This is a genomic window from Actinomycetospora flava (assembly GCF_037400335.1).
GTDB lineage: Bacteria > Actinomycetota > Actinomycetes > Mycobacteriales > Pseudonocardiaceae > Actinomycetospora > Actinomycetospora flava.
Genome location: NZ_JBBEGM010000001.1, coordinates 54103 through 72544, shown reverse-complemented (window position 1 = coordinate 72544; position 18442 = coordinate 54103). Strand labels below are relative to the sequence as shown.

Sequence of the window (18442 nt, the reverse complement as noted above, 5' to 3'; positions counted from 1 at the left end):
TGGGCGCGGGAGGCGTAGAAAAGGGAGCCGTGCGATCCCGTCGACGCTGGGCCGTCCTCGCCGCCGGCGTCGCGGCGCAGACGGCCGCGTCCGCCGTGGTGTACGGCGTGCCGTTCCTCGTGCCGAGCCTGCGCGACGAGCGCGGGCTGTCGCTCGCCGCGGTCGGGATCGTCGTGGCCGCTCCCACGCTCGGGCTGCTGATGGCGCTGATCGCCTGGGGCGCGGTGGTCGACCGGGTCGGCGAGCGCCTGCCCATGGCCGTCGGGCTGGGCTTCTGCGGCGTGATGACCGGGGTGCTCGCGCTCCTCGCCCCGCCGTCCCTCGCCACCACCGTCGCCCTGCTCGTGCTGGCGGGCATCGGCGCGGCCTCGGTCAACGCGGCCAGCGGGCGCCTGATCATGGGCTGGTTCGACCTCGACGAGCGCGGGCTCGCCATGGGGATCCGCCAGACGGCCCAGCCGCTCGGGGTGGCCGCGGCCGGCCTCGTGCTGCCGACACTCGCGGCGCGCGAGGGGCCGCTGCCCGCCCTGGGCTGGCCGGCGCTCGCGTGCGTGGTGTGCGCCGTGGTCGTGGTGATCGTCGCGGCCGACCCGCCGCGCGTCCCGCGGGCGCCCGGCGAGGCGCCGCCGGCGTCGCCGTACCGCACCCCGGTCCTGCCCCGCGTGCACGCGGCCAGCGCGCTGCTGGTGCTCCCGCAGTTCGCGGTGTCGGCGTTCTCGCTGGAGTACCTGGTGCGCGAGCAGGGCTGGTCCCCGGGCGCGGCGGGGATCTTCGTCGCGGCGGCGCAGATCGCCGGGGCGGGCGGGCGCATCGTCAGCGGCTGGTGGTCCGACCGCGTGGGCTCGCGCCTGCGCCCGATGCGCCAGCTCGCGGTGGCCAGCGCCGCGGTGCTGCTCGTGTTCGCGGTCGGCGACCTCACCCTGGGCCTGATCGCCGTCGCCGGTATTGCGGCCGGCTCGGTGATCACCGTCGCCGACAACGGGCTCGCGTTCGTCGCCACCGCCGAGATCGCCGGGCCCGGCTGGTCCGGGCGCGCGCTCGGGGTGCAGAACACCACCCAGAACATCGTCGCGACGATCGCGCCGCCGGCCCTGGGCGCGCTCATCGGCGTCTCGAGCTACGCGGTTGGGTTCGCCGTCGTCGCGCTCGCGCCGCTCGCGGCGATCGGGATCACGCCCGTCCGGTCGGAGCCCGAGCCGGAGCGCGTCGCCGCGGACCGGGCGGCCACGACGACGGCCGGCGGAGACTGATCGGGTGGGCTGGTCCATCCGCCGCGCGGTCGCGGCCGACGCCGACCGGATCGGCGAGATCACCGTCGCCGGCTGGCGGCACGCCTACCGCGGCATCGTCGACGACGAGCGCCTCGACGCCCTCGACGCCGGCGAGATCGCCGAGGTCCGCCGGGCGGCGATCGCCGCGCCCGAGCCGATGGCGGTGTTCGTCGCCGAGGACGAGCAGGGCCGGGTGCAGGGCTACTGCATCGTCGGCCCGCCGCGCGAACCGGAACCGTCCGACGACGGCGCGGCGGTGCTCTACACCCTCTACCTCGACCCCGCGGTCATCGGCACCGGCGCGGGCGGCGCGCTGCACGACGCGGGTGTCGCGCACCTCGCGGCCGCCGGGTTCGCCCGCGCCACGCTGTGGGTCTACACCGCGAACACGGGCGCGCAGTCGTTCTACGCCCATCGCGGGTGGCGCGTCGACGGCGAGCCCTACCAGGGACCCGGGTGGTCGGCGCCCGCCACGCGGTGGGCGCTGGATCTGCGCTAGACCAGGGCGCTAGACCAGGAAGCGGAACCCGGCCGACCCCGGCTCGAGCGCCTCGATCTCCAGGGGCGAGCGGGCCATCCGCTCGAGCAGGGGCTCGAGGTCGTCGCGCGAGCCGATCTCGACGCCGACGAGCGCCGGGCCGGACTCGCGGTTGTCCTTCTTCACGTACTCGAAGCGCGTGATGTCGTCGTCGGGCCCGAGCACCTCGTCGAGGAAGCGGCGCAGCGCGCCGGGCTCCTGCGGGAAGTCGACCAGGAAGTAGTGCTTGAGGCCCTGGAAGCGCAGCGAGCGTTCGATGACCTCGGCGTAGCGGGAGACGTCGTTGTTGCCGCCGGAGAGGACGACGACGACCGTCTCGCCCGGCACCAGGTCCAAGCCCGGCCCGTCGGGGCGGATCGCCGCGCCGGCCAGCGCCCCCGCGGGCTCGGCGATGATGCCGTCGGTCTGGTAGAGCGCGAGCATCTCCGTGCAGACGAGGCCCTCGTCGACGGCGACGAGCTCGGCGCCCGAACGGCGGATCAGCGGGTAGGTCACCGCACCCGCCTTGCGCACCGCGGCGCCGTCGACGAAGCGGTCGAAGCCGTGCTCGTCGAGCATCACCGGGGTGCCGGCGTGCAGGGCAGCGGCAACGTTGCGCGCGCCGGCGGGCTCGACGCCGATGACGCGGGTGCGCGGGTGGGTCGCCTGCAGCCAGGTGGCCGTGCCGGCGAGCAGGCCGCCGCCGCCGACGGGGACGACGATCGTGTCGGGCGCCTCGCCGAGCTGCTCGACGATCTCGGCGACGACCGTCGCCTGGCCGGCCACGGTGCGCGTGTCGTCGAAGGCGGGGACGAGCGTCGCGCCGGTCTCCTCGGACCAGCGCGTCGCGGCGGCCGACGACTCGTCGTAGGTGTCGCCGTCCACCACCAGGTCGATCATGTCGCCGCCGAGGGCGACGATGCGCTCGCGCTTCTGGCGCGGCGTGGTCGACGGGATGACGACCCGACCGCGCACGCGGTGCGCCGCGCAGGCGAACGCGAAGCCCTGGGCGTGGTTGCCGGCGCTCGCGCACACCACGCCGGCGGCGCGGGCGTCGTCGTCGAGCTGGCTGATGAGGTTGTAGGCACCGCGCAGCTTGTAGGAGCGCCCGACCTGGAGGTCCTCGCGCTTGAACCAGACCTGGGTGCCGGTGGCGCCGGACAGCCGCGGGTTGCGCTGCAGCGGGGTGCGCTCGGCAATACCGCCCAGACGCTCCGACGCCTCGAGCACCTGCTTCTCGAAGGTCGTACCGCCGTCGCGCGCCATGGGTGTCCCGCTCCTCCACTACCAGGGGTTGATCCATCGATGGTAGGTGTCCCCGGAGGCGGCGTCCGGGCTGACCCCGACGGATCCCCGGGTCGCGTACGCCCGGACGCTGACGACAGGGCCCCGAGGCGCCCCTAGCGTCGCTGTGGTGTCCAGGGTGACCCCGATCGTCCGTTTCGCCCGGTCCCGGTGGTGCCCGCCGCCGACCGACGTGGCGCTGGGCGCGGCGCTCGGGGGACTGTGCCTCGCGGGCACGGCGCTGGCGGCGAGCCCCGCGGACCGCCCGTGGTGGCCCGGTGGCGCCCTGCTGATCGCCGCGGCGGCCGGCGTGCTCGCGTGGCGGCGGCGCGCCCCCCTCGTGGTGCTCGCACTGACCCTCGCCGCGGTCGCGCCCTACTACTGGCTCGCCTACCCGGACGGGCCGGCCTCGCTGATGGTCGCCGTCGCGATGTACACGGTCGCGACCCGACTGAGCTGGCCGCGCTCGGTCGGCGTCGGCGTCCTGCTGTTCGCGGCGTGGGTCGGGCTGGAGCGCCTCATCGACGACCGGCCCGTGGCGAGCGCGCCCGAGCACGTCATGTGGATCGTGGTGACGGTGGCCGTGGGCGTCGCGGTCGGCGGGCTGCGACGCGCGCAGACCGCGGCCGTCGACCGGGCCGAGGAGCAGGCGCGCCGGCGCGTCGAGCAGGAGCGGCTGCGCGTGGCCCGCGAGGTGCACGACGTCGTCTCGCACAGCCTCGCGATGATCGCGGTGCAGGCGGGCGTCGGGGCGCACGTCGCCGACCGCCGCCCCGAGCAGGCCGTGGCTGCGCTGCTCGAGATCAAGCAGGCCAGCGGCGCCGCGCTCACCGAGCTGCGCAACGTGCTCGGCGTGCTGCGCGACGCCGGCGCGGCCGACGCCCCGGGGCTGCACCGCCTCGACGAGGTCGTGCGCGTCGCGGGCCTGGCGGGGGTGGAGGTCGAGGTGCGGGGGAGCGCCGGTCATCCCGACGCGGCCGTCGACGGGGCGGCGTTCCGGATCGTGCGCGAGGCGGTCACCAACGCGGTGCGCCACAGCCGGCGGGCGCGCCGGGTGGTCGTCGACCTCGGGCACGACGGCGAGGCCGTGACGATCCGGGTCGCCGACGACGGCGGGGCAGCGGGGGAGCTGACACCGGGCCACGGACTGCGGGGGCTCGCCGAGCACGCCGCCGCGGTCGGCGGGCGCTCGTCGGTGTCCGCGGCGACCGACGGCGTGGTCGTCGAGGCGTCCCTGCCGGTGCCGCGGTGATCACCGTCGCGCTGGCCGACGACCAGCAGCTCGTCCGCGCGGGCCTGCGCGTGCTGCTCGAGACCGAGGACGGCTTCGCGGTGGTCGGCGAGGCGGCCGACGGTGCCGAGGCCGTCGCGCTGGTCCGGGCGAGACGCCCCGACGTGGTCGTGATGGACGTCCGCATGCCCGGCGTCGACGGCTTGGGCGCGCTGGAGACGATCGTCGCCGACCCCGTCCTGGCCGGCACGGCGGTGCTCGTGCTCACCACCTTCGACCTCGACGAGTACGTCTACCGCGCCCTGCGCGCGGGCGCGGCGGGCTTCCTGCTCAAGGACGCCGAGCCCGCCGACCTCGTGCGCGCCATCGCCCTCGTGGCCCGCGGCGACGCGCTGCTCGCCCCCGCGGTGACGCGCCGGCTGATCGCGGAGTTCGCCGCCCGCCCGCAGCCGCTCGTGCCCGCGACCCGGCTCGACGTCCTCACGCCCCGCGAGCGCGAGGTGCTCGCGCTGGTCGGGGGCGGGCTCACGAACGACGAGATCGCCGCGCGCCTGGTGATCAGCACCGCCACCGCCCGCACGCACGTCGGTCGCCTGCTGACCAAGCTCGACGCCCGCGACCGCGCCGCCCTCGTCGTCATCGCCTACGAGTCCGGAGCGGTCGTCCCGCGCCGGTGACTCGTGTCAGCGACGTGGCGTCGCAGACGTTGAGTGTCTGTAACGCCACGCGCTCGATGCCGACCCCGAGGTGTCAGCGACGTGGCGTCGCAGACGTTGAGCTTGTCCGTGTCCTGTTGAGCACGCCGATAGGGCCACGCGCTCGAACGCCGGCTCCGGGGATCCCGGGGTCGCTACGCCCCCGTGCGTACGCGCGGAACACGTCGTCACGCCGACGTGCCCGACCCCTGGGCATCGCGACTCTCGTCGCCGTGTCCCGACCCCTCTCCCGGCGCCGCTTCCTCGGCGCCACGCTCGCCGCCGGGGCGTTCGCCGGGCTCGCGGTCGCCGGGTGCTCCACCGGCCCGCCACCCGTCCGGCCACGCCCCGCCCGGCGCCCGCTCGCGATCCCGCCCCTCGCGCCGACACGCCGCGAGGCCGGCCGCCGCGTCGTCGACCTCACCGCCGCCCCCGGCGAGAGCGCGTTCCTCGACGGCCCGACGACGCCGACCTGGGGCTACGGCGGGATGCCGTTCGGCGGGCCGACGATCCGGGCCCGGCGCGGCGAGGACGTCGCCGTCCGCGTCACCAACCGCCTGCCCGAGACCACGACGACCCACTGGCACGGCATGACCCTGCCCGCCCGCATGGACGGCGGCCCCCACCAGCCGATCGCGCCCGGCGACACCTGGGAGGCGTCGTGGCGCGTCGACCAGCCCGCGGCGACGCTCTGGTACCACCCGCACCCGCACGGGCGGACCGAGCGGCACGTGCACCGCGGGCTCGCCGGCCTCTTCCTCGTCGACGACGACGTCGGAGTCGACCTGCCCGACCGCTACGGCGTCGACGACGTCCCCGTCGTGCTCACCGACCGTTCGTTCGCCCCGGACGGCGGCTTCGACACCGCGCACCGCAACGCCGTCGGCCTGCTCGGCGACACCGTGCTGGTCAACGGCACGGTCGCGCCGTACCTGGACGTGCGCACGACCCGCGTCCGCCTGCGCGTCCTCAACGCCTCGCCGGCACGCAGCTACCGGATCGCCCTCGACGACCCGCTGACCCTCGTCGGCACCGACGGCGGCCTGCTCCCCTCGCCGCGCCCGGTGCCCGACGTCCTGCTGACGCCCGGCGAGCGCGCCGAGGTCGTCGTCGAGCTCGCCCCCGGCCGCCGCGTGGTGCTCCGGTCGTTGCCCGACGAGCTGGGCGCGGTCAACGGGATCGCGAACGCCGCGGGCGGCCACGACACCCTCGACCTGCTCGAACTGCGTCCCGCCGACCGTCTCGAGCCGTCGCCCGCCATCCCGGCGACGCTCTCCCGCGAGACGCCCCTCGCGGAGACCGACGCCACCCGGACCCGCCGCTTCGTGCTGTCCAGCAACCGGATCAACGGGCTCGCGATGGACATGGGCCGGGTCGACGAGGTGCTCGACGCCGGCGCGACCGAGATCTGGGAGCTCACCAACCGGCACACGCTGCCGCACAACATCCACGTGCACGACGCCCGGCTCCAGGTGCTCGGCGAACCGGCCTGGAAGGACACGGTCCCCGTCCCGCCCGGGCGCACGGTGCGGCTGCTGGTGCGTGTGGGCCCGTACGCCGATCCCGAGGTGCCGTACATGCTCCACTGCCATCTGCTGCGCCACGAGGACGACGGCATGATGCTGCAGTTCCTCGTCGTCGCCCCTGGTCAGCGACCTGCCGCGGTCGTCTCGCACGCCCATGGTTAGCGGCCTGGCGGCCGGCGCGTTCCGGGTCATCGCGCTGCTGCACGCGGCGATGACCGTCGCCCAGGCGTTCGCCGCCGGCGCCCTGCTGCAGGCGTCCGCGGCCGGCCTCACCGTCCACCAGGCCGTCGGCGGGACGCTCCTGCTGGTCGCGATGCTGCAGGTCCCGCTCGCGGTCCTCGCCTGGCGCCCGGGGCGTCTGGCGCCGTGGCCGATCGCGGTGTCGGTGGTGCTCGTGGTCGCCGAGACGGCGCAGGTCGCGGTCGGCTACGTCGGCGTGCTCGCGGTGCACGTCCCGCTCGGGGTGGCGATCGTCGGGACGGCGGTGGCGCTCGCGTGGTGGGCGGTGCGGGCGCGGCCCGTGATCGCCACGGGTGCTCCGACGGGTCGATGACATCGCCCCGGAGGAGCACCGGGAGCGATCTCGCCGGTACTCGAGCGGCGCTCAGGCCGGCAGCGCCGGGCCGAGCAGCAGCCCGCCGTCGATCACGAGCTCCGAGCCGGTGACGAAGGCCGCGTCGGGGGAGGTGAGGAACAGGAGCGCGCGGCTGATCTCGTCCGGATCGCCTGTCCGCGGGACGGCGAACGGCTCGGGGTCGAAGGCCTCGGCGATGGCCGGCACCCCTTCGGCGAGCGGCTCGGTGATCAACGGTGTGGCCACGACGCCCGGGGTCAGCGACACGACGCGGACGCCGTCGCGTCTGAGCTCCAGCGCCGCGGTCCGGGTCAGTCCGCGCACGGCCCACTTCGAGGCGACGTACGGTCCGAACGCCGCCGTGCCGCCGTGGGCCATCGTCGAGGCGACGGTGACGATCACACCCCCGCCGCCGCGGCGCATCGAGGGTGCGACCGCCCGGATACCGAGCGCGGTGCCCGTGACGTTCGCGGCGGTCACGGTGTCCCACAGGCGGCGGTCGGCGTCCTCGATCAGCGTCGGCGGGTGCTGCATCCCGGCGTTGGCGACGAGGATCGAGATCGGTCCGAACCGCTCCTCGGCCGCGGCGACCGCCGCCGCCCACTGCTGCTCGTCGGTCACGTCGAGCCGCACCGCGAGCGCTCTCTCCCCGAGCTGCTCGGCCAGCGCGAGCCCGGCCGCCTCGTCACGCGCAGCGACCACCACAGCGGCTCCCTCGCGGTGGAACGCCTGCACGTGGCTGCGCCCCATCCCGCCGGTCGCCCCGGTCACGAGCACCGTCCGGCCGTCGAAGCGTCCCATCGTCCCCTCCTCGTCCTGTGGTGAGTCGATCCACTCACCTCGCAACCGAGACAACCACCGGGGGAGAGGTGAGTCAAGCGGCTCGCCTCGGAGCGCGAGGTCCGGCAGGATGGTCCGCGATGGACGGGAACGAGCCTGCTCCGGGGGCGACGCGTTATCACCGGGACCTGGCCTCGAGGAACCGGGAGGCGCTGCTGGGTGCTGCTCGCCGGCTCTTCCTCGAGCTCGGCTACGACGGCACGTCGCTGGCGAAGGTCGCGGCCGAGGCGGGGGTCTCGCGCGCCACGCTGTTCAAGCAGTTCCCGACCAAGGCCGAGCTGTTCAGCGCCATGGTGACCGCCTCGTGGGCCACCGACGACGCGCAGGCGCCTCCCGTGCCCGGCCACCCCCTCACCGCTCTGTCGACGCTCGGCACCCGGTACGCGGCGCTGCTGACCCGCCCCGGCATGGCCGACCTCTTCCGCATCGTGATCGCGGAGCTCCCGCGCTTCCCCGAGCTCGGGCGCACGCACTTCGAGGTGGGCAAGATGCCGTTCTTCGACTCGGTGCGCGACCACCTGCTCGCCGAGCAGCGTGCCGGCACCCTGCGGTTCGACGACGCCGACCTCGTGACCACCCAGTTCCTCGGCATGATCGCCAACTACGTCCTCTGGCCGCGCATGCTGCTCCTCGACTGGGACCCGGACCCCACGAGCGTGGCGCGTGCCGTCGAGGAGGCCGCGTTGACGGTGCACGCACGACACGCGGTGGGACGAGACCAGGACTGAGCGATCTCGCCGCCGATCGGTCGTGCACAACCGGCGTGAACCCGACGCCCCGGGGGAACGGTCACCTCGACGCACCCCGACGGAAGGACGGCACCGATGCCGGGACGGCTCGAGGGACGCCGCGTGCTCGTGACGCACGCCGACCGCTACGTGGGACCGCCGGTCGTGGAGCTCTTCCGCGCCGAGGGGGCCGACGTCGTCGCCGACACCGACGACCTCACCGCTCCCGACGCACCTCAGGCCGCCGTCGAGCGCGCCGGGCGGATCGACGTCCTCGTCGCGAACTTCGCCGGCCCACGCGAGGCCATGCCGGTGACGGAGATGCTGGTCGGCGCCACCGAGTGGACCGACGAGGCGTTCGCCGCCTACCTCGAGCACCTCGTGTGGCCGTTCCTGCGCGTCATCCGCGCGGCGCTGCCCCCGATGATCGAGCGACGCGCCGGGAAGATCGTCGGCGTCACCAGTGCGACGCCGATCCGCGCGATCCCCGGCCTCGGCATCTACTCGGCGGCCCGCGGCGCGCAGAACGCCTTCCTCCAGGCCGTCGGGGCCGAGGTCGCGCCGCACAACGTGCAGGTCAACGCCCTGGGACCCGCCCACGTGCGCAACAACATGTACTACACGGACGCGATGCTCGCCGACGACGCGGTCCGCGAGTCCTTCGAGGCCCAGATCCCGGCCGGACGGCTCGGCGAGGGCGTCGAGGCGGCGGAGCTGGCGCTCGCCCTCGCGACCGGGGCGAGCGACTTCCTCGCCGGCCAGGTCGTGCCCGTCTCCGGCGGCTGGGCGACCTGATCCGATCGGCTCCGTTCCGCCGATCGCCCCTCCTTGCCCCGCTCGCGGTGCCACCGTCGTGAGCACCTGGGCGACGACCTGCTGAGGAGAGCTGTCGGTGGCACCGAGAATATCGCGTTCGTGCTATGACCTGGGGTAGCGTCGAGCTGGAACCCGAGGTGCGGCGCTGGCTGGAGGGCCTGTCTCCGCGGCACTTCGGTGCGGCTGCGTTCCACGTCGATCTCCTGGCCGACCGGGGGCCCCTCCTCGGAGAGCCCTACACACGTCAGCTCGACGGCAAATTGCGTGAGCTGCGGTTCTACGTGGGCGGCGAGGCCGTGCGCGTCGGTTACTGGATCGCACCAGGACGGAGGATCGTCTTGCTCACCGTCTTCCGGAAGCGCCGTCTGCGCGAGACGGCCGAGGTCCGCCGCGCTCAGCAGGCGATGAGGCGGTGCCAGCGCGAGATGCACGCCGTGGAGGCCGATGATGAGTGACCGCGCCGCGTGGCAGGAGCTTCGAGACGAGCGGCTGGACCAGCAGGACGCGCGCGACGGCTACGACGACGCCCGGCGGGCTCATGATCTCGGAACCGCCGTCCGGGAGCTCCGAGCGGCCCGTGGCTGGACCCAGGCCCAGCTCGCCGAGGCGGCCGGCATGACGCAGTCGGCGGTGGCCCGACTCGAGGCCGGCGGCACGATGCCGACGCTCCCGGTACTGGCCCGCCTGGCGGAGGCGATGGACGCCGACCTCGTCGTCCGTCTGGCGCCGCGCGCGGGCGTTGCCTGACGCCCCGGCGCTGTCGGGGGTCGGTGCTATCCCTCGTGCCACGGCACGGACGAGGGAGACAGCGATGAAGGTGCTGGTGGCGACGGCGCAGACGCAGGGCGCACGCGCGAACGACTATCACTGGGCGACGGAGGGCGAGCTCGTCCGTGTCGGTGAGGTCTGCCGGAAGGACCGGGACGACCCGGACGGCGGCTGCGGCTGCGGGCGCGGGTTCGCCGGGCTGAACTCGCACCGGGCGACGACGACGGCGCGGGTCGCCGAGGTGCCCCTGACCCGGGCGGAGTACGTCGAGGCGATCCGGTCCTCGCTGCAGGCCCAGGGATGGGATCCCTGCGCCTGCTGCTCGACCGACGAGGCCGACGACCTCGCGGAGTACGTGGCCGGGTGGCCGGTGGGCTCGATCGTCGAGCGGCGTCTCGACCTCCTGCACGTCCGCGCCCTGCCGAGCGAGCTCCCGGTGTGATCCCCGGTCCGCCGGAGCCGCGCCGACCGGCGGATATCCTCGACGTGTCAGCACGACCCACCGCGGGAGAGGACGCATGAGCGAGACGATCGAGTTCCAGGCCGAAGCCCGTCAGCTGCTCCAGCTGATGATCCACTCGATCTACTCCGACAAGGACGTCTTCCTCCGCGAGCTGATCTCCAACGCGTCCGACGCGCTGGACAAGCTGCGTCTGGCGTCCTACCAGGACAAGGATCTCGAGGTCGACACCTCGGACCTGCGGATCGAGCTCGAGCAGGACGCCGAGCACCGCACGCTCGTCGTGCGCGACAACGGCATCGGCATGACGCGCGACGAGGTCGTCGAGCTGATCGGCACCATCGCGAAGTCGGGCACCGCCGAGATGCTCGCCCAGATGAAGGACGCGCAGGACGAGAACGCCGAGGACCTCATCGGCCAGTTCGGCATCGGCTTCTACTCGAGCTTCATGGTCGCCGACAAGGTCGAGATGGTGACCCGCAAGGCCGGCGGCGACGAGGGGGTGCACTGGGAGTCCACCGGCGAGGGCACCTACACCCTCGAGCCGGTCGCCGACGCCCCGCAGGGAACCGCGATCACCCTGCACCTCAAACCCGAGGACGCGGAGGACAGCCTCCACGACTACGCGAAGCCCGACACGGTGCGCCGCATCGTGAAGCGCTACTCGGACTTCATCACCTGGCCGATCCGGCTGCTCACGAGCGAGAACGCCGAGAACGCCGAGGACGGCGACACCGAGCCGATCAACTCCCGCAAGGCGCTCTGGGCGCGGGCCCGCTCCGAGGTCAGCGACGAGGAGCTCACCGAGTTCTACCGCCACGTCAGCCACGACTGGCAGGAGCCGCTGGAGACCATGCGGCTCTCGGGCGAGGGCACGTTCGAGTACCAGGGCCTGCTGTTCCTGCCGGCGCACGCGCCGATGGACCTGTTCATGCGCGAGGCCCGCCGCGGCGTGCAGCTCTACGTCAAGCGCGTGTTCGTCATGGACGACTGCGAGGCGCTCGTCCCCGAGTACCTGCGCTTCGTCAAGGGCGTCGTCGACGCCGCCGACCTCTCGCTCAACGTCTCCCGCGAGATCCTCCAGCAGGACCGCCAGATCCAGGCGATCCGCAAGCGGCTGGTCCGCAAGGTGCTGCAGACGGTCGCGGCGCTGCAGGAGAACGAGCCGGAGAAGTACGCGACGTTCTGGACCGAGCTCGGCCGCGCCTTCAAGGAGGGCCTGCTCACCGACCCGGACAACCAGCAGGCGATCCTCGGCGCCAGCGCGTTCCCGTCCACCCACTCGCCGGACGGGAACACCACGCTCAAGGCCTACAAGGAGCGGATGCCCGAGGGCCAGGAGTCGATCTACTACCTCACCGGGGCGACGCGCGGCAGCATCGAGAACTCCCCGCACATCGAGGCGTTCCGCGCCAAGGGCTACGAGGTCCTGCTGCTCACCGACCAGGTCGACGAGGTCTGGACCGACGCCGTCACCGAGTTCGACGGCACCCCGATGGCCTCGATCGCGAAGGGCGACGTCGACCTCGGCGGCGACGAGGACAAGCCCGAGGGCTTCGACGACCTCCTGACCTGGATGGGCACGGAGCTCGCCGACGACGTCAAGGAGGTCCGCCTCTCGACGCGCCTGACGGCCTCGCCGGCCTGCCTCGTCGGCGACCCCGGCGACCTCTCGCCGACGCTGGAGAAGATGTACCGCGCGATGGGCCAGGAACCGCCGGTCACCAAGCGGATCCTCGAGCTCAACCCCGCGCACGCGCTGGTCAGCGGGCTGCGCGACAAGCAGGGCGCGGGCGACGCCGACCCCGACGTGGCGCGGCTGCTCTACGGCATGGCGCTGCTGGCCGAGGGCGGCGAGCTCAAGGAGCCGACGGCGTTCGTCAACACGCTGGCCGAGCGTCTCCAGAAGACCCTCTGATGGCCGACACCGTGCTGCTGGGCGTCGACAGCTTCGTCGCCCGGGTCACCGACCCCGACACGGAGCGGGTGATCGGCCCGGAGGAGCGCTTCGAGCACCTCCTCGACGAGATCGCGCTCGCCGACCGCGTCGGCCTGCACTCCTACGGCATCGGCGAGCACCACCGCAGCGAGTACTTCGACGCCGCGCCGCCGGTGATCCTCGCGGCCGCCGCGGCGCGCACCGAGCGGATCCGGCTGCGCAGCGCCGTCACGGTGCTCTCCGCCGCCGACCCGGTGCGGGTGTTCCAGGAGTTCGCGACGATCGACCTGATCTCGCGCGGCCGGGTCGACCTGGTCGTCGGGCGCGGCTCGTTCACCGAGGCGTTCCCGCTGTTCGGGCTGCGGTTCGAGGACTACGACGAGCTCTTCGAGGAGAAGCTCGACCTGCTGCTGAAGATCAACGAGTCGCCGACGGTGACGTGGTCCGGGAAGCACCGCCCGGCGCTGCACGACCAGCCGGTCTACCCGCGCCCGTCGCAGGAGCGGCTGCCGATCTGGGTCGGGGTCGGCGGCACGCCGGAGTCGTTCGCGCGGGCCGGGCTGCTCGGGCTGCCGCTGATGGTGGCGATCATCGGGGGCGAGCCCCGGCAGTTCGCGCCGCTCGTCGACCTCTACCGCCGGGCGGGGGAGCACGCCGGCCACCCGCCGGAGGCGCTGCGGGTCGGCCTGCACTGCTTCGGGTTCGTCGGCGACGACGTCGCCAAGGCCACCAACGCCTTCTACCCGGGCTGGCAGGAGATGTTCACGCAGGTCGCCGCCGAGCGGGGCGGGATGCCGCCGTCCCGGCGCGCGTTCGACGCGATGCGCGGCCCCGACGGCGCGTTCTTCGTCGGCGACCCGCGCACCGTGGCGGAGAAGGTCCTGCGGGTCTCCGAGCAGCTCGGCGGCGTCGAGCGGATCAACCTGCAGATGACCAACCCGCGCCTGCGGCACGAGGACCTGCTGCACTCCATCGAGCTGCTCGGCACCGAGGTCGCGCCGCTCGTGGACAAGGGTTAGACGCGCTCGGAGTCGCGCTCCTCGGAGGACGGCGTGCGCCGGGATCGCCGCAGCCGCAGGACGAGGGGCACCACGAACAGCAGCACGATGACCACGTACACGGTGATCGACAACGGCGTCGACACCAGCGTGGTGACGTCGCCGTCGCTGATCTGCAGCGCGCGCCGCAGCTGCAGCTCGGCGTCCGGCCCGAGGATGACGCCGATGATCGCGGGCAGCACCGGGAGCCCGAAGCGGCGCATCCCGAAGCCGATCGCCCCGATGACGAGCAGGACGATCAGGTCGACCGGCTGGCCGGACACCGCGTAGGCCCCGACGCAGGCGAAGAACAGGATGCCGGCGTAGAGGTACGGGCGCGGGATGCGCAGCAGCTTCGCCCAGGCCGGCGCGAGCGGCAGGTTGAGCAGGAGCAGCAGCACCAGGCCGATGAACAGGCTCGCGATCAGCGTCCACACGAGGTCGGGCTCGCGCTCGAAGAGCAGCGGCCCGGGCTGGATGCCGAACTGCTGGAACGCCGCGAGCATCACCGCGGCGATGGCCGTCGTCGGCAGCCCGAGGGTCAGCATCGTCGCGAGCGTTCCGGCCGACGACGCGCTCGCCGCCGACTCCGGGCCCGCGACGCCCTCGATCGCCCCGTGCCCGAACTCCTCGCGCCGCTTCGAGAGGCGCCGCTCGGTCACGTAGGACATGAAGGTCGACATCTCGGCGCCGCCGGCCGGGATCGACCCGAAGGTGAAGCCGATGAACGGGCCCCGCGCCCACGGCTTCCACGCCCGCCGCACGTCCTCGCGGCCCAGCCACGGCCGCCCGACGGGGATCACCTCGGGCGCCTTGCGTCGCAGGTGCGCCGCCACCCACAGCGCCTCGCCGACGGCGAAGAGCCCGACCGCGACGATGACGACGTCGATGCCGTCGGCGAGCTGGGGCACCCCGAACGTCAGCCGCGGCGAGCCGGTGATCGGGTCGAGGCCGACCATGCCGATCGTCAGCCCGAGGACGAGCGAGGCGAACCCGCGGATCCGCGACGAGCCGAGCACGCCCGTCACGGCGACGAAGGCCAGCACCATGATCGCGAAGTAGTCCGGGGCCCCGATGTCCACGGCGACGGCGGCGATCAGCGGCGCGAGCAGCACCAGGCCCAGCACGCCGATCATGCCGCCGACGAAGTGCCCGATGGCCGCGGTGGCCAGCGCCTGCGCCCCGCGGCCCTGCTTGGCCATCGGGTTGCCCTCGATCGCGGCCATCACCGAGGCGCTCTCGCCGGGGGTGTTGAGCAGGATCGAGGTGGTCGAGCCGCCGAACATCGCGCCGAAGTAGATGCCGGCGAACATGATGAACGCGCCAGTGGGCTCGAAGGCGTAGGTGACCGGCAGCAGCAGCGCGACCGCCATCGCCGGCCCGATGCCGGGCAGGACGCCGATCGCGGTGCCCAGCAGCACGCCGATGGCGGCGAAGAGCAGGTGGGTCGGGGTCAGCGCCGAGGCGAACCCGTCGAGCAGCCCGAAGTCGTTCACCCCAGGACCCCCATGAGCGGCCCGCCGGGCAGGTCCACGCCGAGCAGCCCGTCGAACGCGATCCACGTGACGAGCGAGACCGCCGCGGCGACGCCGACGTCCCGGACCACCGTCCGCGAGCCCAGCGCGTACGCCGCGCCGGCGAAGAGCAGCGTCCCCGCGATCGGCCAGCCGAGCAGGGGGATGAGCACCGCGGTCGCGATCAGCACCCCGGCGAGCATCCCCACGGTGCGCAGGTCCATCGGCGCGTCGAGGTCGACGTCCTCGCCGGCCTCGGCCTCGCCGTGCCCGCCCCGCAGGACGTCGACGGTGAGCAGCGCGGCGAGCACGAGCAGGGCGACGCCGAGGATCAGCGGCACCGCGCCCGGGCCGATCGGGTCGTCCTCGTCCCCGCCCGACAGCCCGCCCTCGACCACGGTGTCGACCAGCACCAGCACGCCGACCAGCGCCAACAGCGCCGACACCCCGAGCTCGGAGTGCTCGCGCCACCACGAGCGCGCGGGAGCGGTCATCTAGAGCCCCAGTTCCCGGAGCACGCCGGCGACCCGGGTGTCCTCGTCGGCCAGGAACGCGCCGAAGGCGTCCCCGGGGAGGTAGGCGTCCTGCCAGCCGTTGCGGGCCAGCACGTCGCGCCACTCCGGGGTGACGTGCAGCGCGTCGAGAGCGCCCACCAGCTCGGCGCGCTGCTCGCCCGAGAGCCCGGGCGGCGCGACGATCCCGCGCCAGTTGGTGAACTCGACGTCGACGCCCGCCTCGCGCAGCGTCGGCGCGTCGACGCCCGGCACCCGCGCCCCGGCCGTGACCGCGAGGACGCGCAGGTCACCGGACTCGACCTGGTCGGCGAACTCCCCGAGCCCGCTGACCCCGACGCCGACCTTGTCGCCCAGCACCGCGGCCATGAGCTCGCCGCCGCCGTCGTAGGGGACGTAGGTGACCGCGCGCGGGTCGACGCCGGCGCCCCGCGCCATGAGCATCGGCGCGAGGTGGTCCGGGCCGCCCACCGACGAGCCGCCGCCGACCGGGACCGACGCCGGGTTCGCGCGCCAGGCGGCGAGGAACTGCCCGATGTCGGCGAACGGCGAGTCGCGGCCGACCACCACGACCTCGGTCTCCTCGGTGACCCGCGCGATCGGGGTGACGTCGCGCAGGGTCGTCGCGGACTCGTTGGAGTAGACGCTGCCGACCACGCCGAGCCCCATCGACATCAGCAGCCGGCCGTCGCCCGCCTCGTTGACCGTGCGGTTGAGCCCGACGGTGCCGCCCGCGCCCGGGAGGTTGAACACCTCGACCGGCCCCGACAGCCCGCTGTCCTCCATCGCGGTCGCGGCGGCGCGGGCGGTGACGTCGTACCCGCCGCCCGGGCTGTTGGGCACCATCATCCGCAGGCCCTTGAGCTGCGTGCCGTCACCGCCGCCGGTCAGCGCGCCGACCGCGGGCGGCACCAGCAGCAGCGCGGCCAGGACCACGCCGAGCAGGGCCACCGCCGGTCCGGGGCGCCACGGCGTGCGCGGCGGCGGCTCCTCCGCACGGGTCTCCGCGGGTGGGGGATCGGTCGCCGTCGATCGCGCCATGAGCTGCTCCGCCCCGGTGGGTCGAGGGTCGCGACACGGACGGGTGACCCGCGTCTCCACACGGAGTGTGCATGCTCGGTCACGGCGAGGCGAGACCCGCCTCAGCCGTCGACGAAGCTCCGCAGCGCCTTCTTGTCGATCTTCCCGTTCGCGTCGCGAGGCATCCGGTCGATCGTCGCGAGGTGCGCGGGCAGGTACCACTCGGTGGTGCCGCGGTCGCGGAGGTGCTGCTGGAGCGCGGCCAGGGTCGGCGTCCGTCCCGCGACGGGGACGACGACGGCCGCCGGCACCTCGGCCTGCTCGCCCGGGTGGTGGGCGACGAGCACGACCTCGTCGACGTCGGGGTGGTCCTCGAGGAGGTCCTCCACCTCGCCGGTCGGGACGAGCATGCCGCTCGAGCCCTTGACCTCGTCGGCGTCGCGCTCGACGAACGCGAGCTCGCCGGTCTCGTCGTGGGCCGCGATGTCGCCCGTGGCGTACCAGCCGTCGTCGTCGCGCGGGCTCCACACCGCCCGGCCGTCGCCGGTGTCCAGCAGCCCGACGGTGACCTGCGGCCCGCGGACGTGCACCTCGCCGTGTCCCGCCGCGGCCCCCTCGACCGGGCGCAGCTCGCGCTCGAGGCCGGGCACCGCGTGGCCCATGGTGTGCCATGACGTCCCCGGGACCTCCTGCCCGCGCGACACCCCGCCGCCGGGCACCTCGGTCATGCCCCAGTGGATGCGCAGCACCACCGGGAGGCGGTCGGCCTTGCGCAGCACGCCGCGGGCGAGGGGCGCGCCGCCGAGGGCCACCGTCCGCAGGCTCGGCGGGACGGTCGCGGTGCCGTCGGGGCCGAGCGCGTCGAGCAGGGCGTCGTAGCCGCGCGGGCCGACGAGCAGATGGGTGACGTCCTCGTCGCGCACCGCCCGCAGCACCGCCTCCGGGGCGCCGTCGTCGTCGAGCACCGCGGGGTGACGGTGCAGCAGGGGGCTCAGCACGCTGGTCATGACGCCGATCGCGTGCGTCGCGACCGACGGGGTCATCACGCGCGCGGGCTCGTCGCCGACCAGCGCGCCGAGGGTGCCGCGCGTGCTCGCCACCAGCGTGTTCGCGGTGTGCAGCACGGCCTTCGAGGTGCCCGTCGTGCCCGAGGTGAAGAGCACGAGCGCCACGTCGTCGGGGCCGATCTCGTCGCCGGTCCCGACGGAGGGGCCGTCGGGCAGGTCGTCGAGGTCGAGCAGCCCGCCGCCGTCGTCGTCCGCGACCAGCACGGCCCCGGTGGCCGCCAGGCGCTGCTCGACCTGCGCCGGGCCGAGCGACGCCGGCATCGGCACCGCGACCGCGCCGACGCGCCCGCAGGCGTGGAAGAGCGCGACGGTCTCCCAGCGGTTCGAGAGCCGGTAGGCGACCCGGTGACCGCGCCCGACGTGCCGCGCCAGCGCGGCGGCGAGCCGCTCGACACCGTCGGCGACGGCCGCGACGTCGAGGACGCGCCGTCCGCCCCGGGAGCGGTCGACGAGCAGCGGGCGCCCCGGGTCGCGGGCGAGCTCGTCGCGCAGGTCGTCGAGGTGGGTGCGGTCCCGCCAGTGCCCGGCGGCGCGGAAGGCGTCCGCGGCCGCGGGCAGTGTGGGTCGGGCGATGACGTCCGATCGGGGCATGGAACGGTGCGTTGCCGCGCGCCCGCCCGGCCGAAACGGGGAATGACCGAGC

General features: G+C 74.3%; 19 protein-coding genes. 13 read left to right on the top strand and 6 right to left on the bottom strand.

Annotated features, from left to right (window positions below; all coding sequences use genetic code 11):
• Positions 1-29 precede the first annotated feature (29 nt).
• Both WCD58_RS00345 and WCD58_RS00340 read left to right on the top strand, forming a co-directional pair.
• Positions 30-1250, top strand: a complete 1221-nt coding sequence (locus WCD58_RS00345) for an MFS transporter (RefSeq protein WP_337698643.1) — start codon at positions 30-32, stop codon at positions 1248-1250.
• A gap of 4 nt (positions 1251-1254) precedes the next feature.
• Positions 1255-1770 carry a GNAT family N-acetyltransferase gene (locus WCD58_RS00340; RefSeq protein WP_337698642.1) on the top strand — a complete coding sequence of 172 codons (516 nt, stop codon included), beginning with the start codon at positions 1255-1257 and terminating at the stop codon, positions 1768-1770.
• A 9-nt stretch (positions 1771-1779) separates the two neighbouring features.
• Here the strand turns inward: WCD58_RS00340 and ilvA are convergent, their stop codons facing one another.
• A complete protein-coding gene (gene ilvA / locus WCD58_RS00335; protein WP_337698641.1) occupies positions 1780-3054 on the bottom strand; it encodes a threonine ammonia-lyase IlvA in 1275 nt (424 codons plus the stop codon).
• A 148-nt stretch (positions 3055-3202) separates the two neighbouring features.
• Here ilvA and WCD58_RS00330 point away from each other — a divergent pair, with 148 nt between their 5' ends.
• The 4 genes from WCD58_RS00330 to WCD58_RS00315 all read left to right on the top strand — a co-directional run bounded on the left by WCD58_RS00330 (position 3203) and on the right by WCD58_RS00315 (position 7077).
• The gene (locus WCD58_RS00330) at positions 3203-4324 is read left to right on the top strand and encodes a sensor histidine kinase (protein ID WP_337698640.1); all 1122 of its coding nucleotides are present in this window, start codon (positions 3203-3205) and stop codon (positions 4322-4324) included.
• Entirely contained in the window at positions 4321-4980 is a 660-nt protein-coding gene (locus WCD58_RS00325) for a response regulator (RefSeq protein WP_337698639.1), read from the top strand. The genes WCD58_RS00330 and WCD58_RS00325 overlap by 4 nt, the downstream gene beginning before the upstream one ends.
• Before the next feature lie 251 nt (positions 4981-5231).
• Positions 5232-6686 carry a multicopper oxidase family protein gene (locus tag WCD58_RS00320; RefSeq protein ID WP_337698638.1) on the top strand — a complete coding sequence of 485 codons (1455 nt, stop codon included), beginning with the start codon at positions 5232-5234 and terminating at the stop codon, positions 6684-6686.
• Positions 6679-7077 (top strand): hypothetical protein, encoded by a 399-nt coding sequence (locus tag WCD58_RS00315; RefSeq protein ID WP_337698637.1) that lies wholly within the window; start codon positions 6679-6681, stop codon positions 7075-7077. The genes WCD58_RS00320 and WCD58_RS00315 overlap by 8 nt, the downstream gene beginning before the upstream one ends.
• A 51-nt stretch (positions 7078-7128) precedes the next feature.
• On the opposite strand, the gene WCD58_RS00310 is transcribed toward WCD58_RS00315, so the two are convergent.
• A complete protein-coding gene (locus tag WCD58_RS00310) occupies positions 7129-7899 on the bottom strand; it encodes an SDR family NAD(P)-dependent oxidoreductase (protein WP_337698636.1) in 771 nt (256 codons plus the stop codon).
• Between the two features lie 119 nt (positions 7900-8018).
• Between WCD58_RS00310 and WCD58_RS00305 the strand changes: the two genes are divergently transcribed.
• The 7 genes from WCD58_RS00305 to WCD58_RS00275 all read left to right on the top strand — a co-directional run bounded on the left by WCD58_RS00305 (position 8019) and on the right by WCD58_RS00275 (position 13668).
• Positions 8019-8666 (top strand): TetR/AcrR family transcriptional regulator, encoded by a 648-nt coding sequence (locus tag WCD58_RS00305; protein ID WP_337698635.1) that lies wholly within the window; start codon positions 8019-8021, stop codon positions 8664-8666.
• A 96-nt stretch (positions 8667-8762) separates the two neighbouring features.
• Positions 8763-9461 carry an SDR family NAD(P)-dependent oxidoreductase gene (locus tag WCD58_RS00300; protein WP_337698634.1) on the top strand — a complete coding sequence of 233 codons (699 nt, stop codon included), beginning with the start codon at positions 8763-8765 and terminating at the stop codon, positions 9459-9461.
• Positions 9462-9586: 125 nt separating this feature from the next.
• Positions 9587-9937: a type II toxin-antitoxin system RelE/ParE family toxin gene (locus WCD58_RS00295; RefSeq protein ID WP_337698633.1), complete on the top strand. Its 351-nt coding sequence runs from the start codon at positions 9587-9589 to the stop codon at positions 9935-9937.
• A complete protein-coding gene (locus tag WCD58_RS00290) occupies positions 9930-10229 on the top strand; it encodes a helix-turn-helix transcriptional regulator (protein WP_337698632.1) in 300 nt (99 codons plus the stop codon). The genes WCD58_RS00295 and WCD58_RS00290 overlap by 8 nt, the downstream gene beginning before the upstream one ends.
• Before the next feature lie 64 nt (positions 10230-10293).
• A complete protein-coding gene (locus WCD58_RS00285; RefSeq protein WP_337698631.1) occupies positions 10294-10692 on the top strand; it encodes a DUF7715 family protein in 399 nt (132 codons plus the stop codon).
• Between the two features lie 76 nt (positions 10693-10768).
• Positions 10769-12628 carry a molecular chaperone HtpG gene (htpG, locus tag WCD58_RS00280; protein ID WP_337698630.1) on the top strand — a complete coding sequence of 620 codons (1860 nt, stop codon included), beginning with the start codon at positions 10769-10771 and terminating at the stop codon, positions 12626-12628.
• Positions 12628-13668 carry an Atu2307/SP_0267 family LLM class monooxygenase gene (locus tag WCD58_RS00275; protein WP_337698629.1) on the top strand — a complete coding sequence of 347 codons (1041 nt, stop codon included), beginning with the start codon at positions 12628-12630 and terminating at the stop codon, positions 13666-13668. Before htpG ends, WCD58_RS00275 begins: the two co-directional genes overlap by 1 nt.
• Here WCD58_RS00275 and WCD58_RS00270 read toward each other — a convergent pair.
• The 4 genes from WCD58_RS00270 to WCD58_RS00255 form a co-directional block, all read right to left on the bottom strand.
• A complete protein-coding gene (locus WCD58_RS00270; protein ID WP_337698628.1) occupies positions 13665-15182 on the bottom strand; it encodes a tripartite tricarboxylate transporter permease in 1518 nt (505 codons plus the stop codon). The genes WCD58_RS00275 and WCD58_RS00270 overlap by 4 nt on opposite strands.
• Positions 15179-15694 carry a tripartite tricarboxylate transporter TctB family protein gene (locus tag WCD58_RS00265; protein ID WP_337698627.1) on the bottom strand — a complete coding sequence of 172 codons (516 nt, stop codon included), beginning with the start codon at positions 15692-15694 and terminating at the stop codon, positions 15179-15181. The genes WCD58_RS00270 and WCD58_RS00265 overlap by 4 nt, the downstream gene beginning before the upstream one ends.
• Positions 15695-16753, bottom strand: a complete 1059-nt coding sequence (locus WCD58_RS00260) for a Bug family tripartite tricarboxylate transporter substrate binding protein (RefSeq protein ID WP_337698626.1) — start codon at positions 16751-16753, stop codon at positions 15695-15697. It abuts the gene before it with no gap.
• Positions 16754-16854: 101 nt separating this feature from the next.
• Complete coding sequence (locus WCD58_RS00255) at positions 16855-18390, bottom strand: class I adenylate-forming enzyme family protein (RefSeq protein WP_337698625.1); 1536 nt, start codon at positions 18388-18390, stop codon at positions 16855-16857.
• Positions 18391-18442: the final 52 nt, after the last annotated feature.

Excerpts from the sequence above, each read along its gene's own strand:
- WCD58_RS00310 (WP_337698636.1), bottom strand. The coding sequence starts at position 7,899 with ATGGGACGCTTCGACGGCCGGACGGTGCTCGTGACCGGGGCGACCGGC.
- WCD58_RS00265 (WP_337698627.1), bottom strand. The coding sequence starts at position 15,694 with ATGACCGCTCCCGCGCGCTCGTGGTGGCGCGAGCACTCCGAGCTCGGG.
- WCD58_RS00315 (WP_337698637.1), top strand. The coding sequence starts at position 6,679 with ATGGTTAGCGGCCTGGCGGCCGGCGCGTTCCGGGTCATCGCGCTGCTG.
- WCD58_RS00285 (WP_337698631.1), top strand. The coding sequence starts at position 10,294 with ATGAAGGTGCTGGTGGCGACGGCGCAGACGCAGGGCGCACGCGCGAAC.
- WCD58_RS00275 (WP_337698629.1), top strand. The coding sequence starts at position 12,628 with ATGGCCGACACCGTGCTGCTGGGCGTCGACAGCTTCGTCGCCCGGGTC.
- WCD58_RS00305 (WP_337698635.1), top strand. The coding sequence starts at position 8,019 with ATGGACGGGAACGAGCCTGCTCCGGGGGCGACGCGTTATCACCGGGAC.
- WCD58_RS00260 (WP_337698626.1), bottom strand. The coding sequence starts at position 16,753 with ATGGCGCGATCGACGGCGACCGATCCCCCACCCGCGGAGACCCGTGCG.
- WCD58_RS00255 (WP_337698625.1), bottom strand. The coding sequence starts at position 18,390 with ATGCCCCGATCGGACGTCATCGCCCGACCCACACTGCCCGCGGCCGCG.
- WCD58_RS00290 (WP_337698632.1), top strand. The coding sequence starts at position 9,930 with ATGAGTGACCGCGCCGCGTGGCAGGAGCTTCGAGACGAGCGGCTGGAC.
- WCD58_RS00295 (WP_337698633.1), top strand. The coding sequence starts at position 9,587 with ATGACCTGGGGTAGCGTCGAGCTGGAACCCGAGGTGCGGCGCTGGCTG.
- WCD58_RS00300 (WP_337698634.1), top strand. The coding sequence starts at position 8,763 with ATGCCGGGACGGCTCGAGGGACGCCGCGTGCTCGTGACGCACGCCGAC.
- ilvA (WP_337698641.1), bottom strand. The coding sequence starts at position 3,054 with ATGGCGCGCGACGGCGGTACGACCTTCGAGAAGCAGGTGCTCGAGGCG.
- htpG (WP_337698630.1), top strand. The coding sequence starts at position 10,769 with ATGAGCGAGACGATCGAGTTCCAGGCCGAAGCCCGTCAGCTGCTCCAG.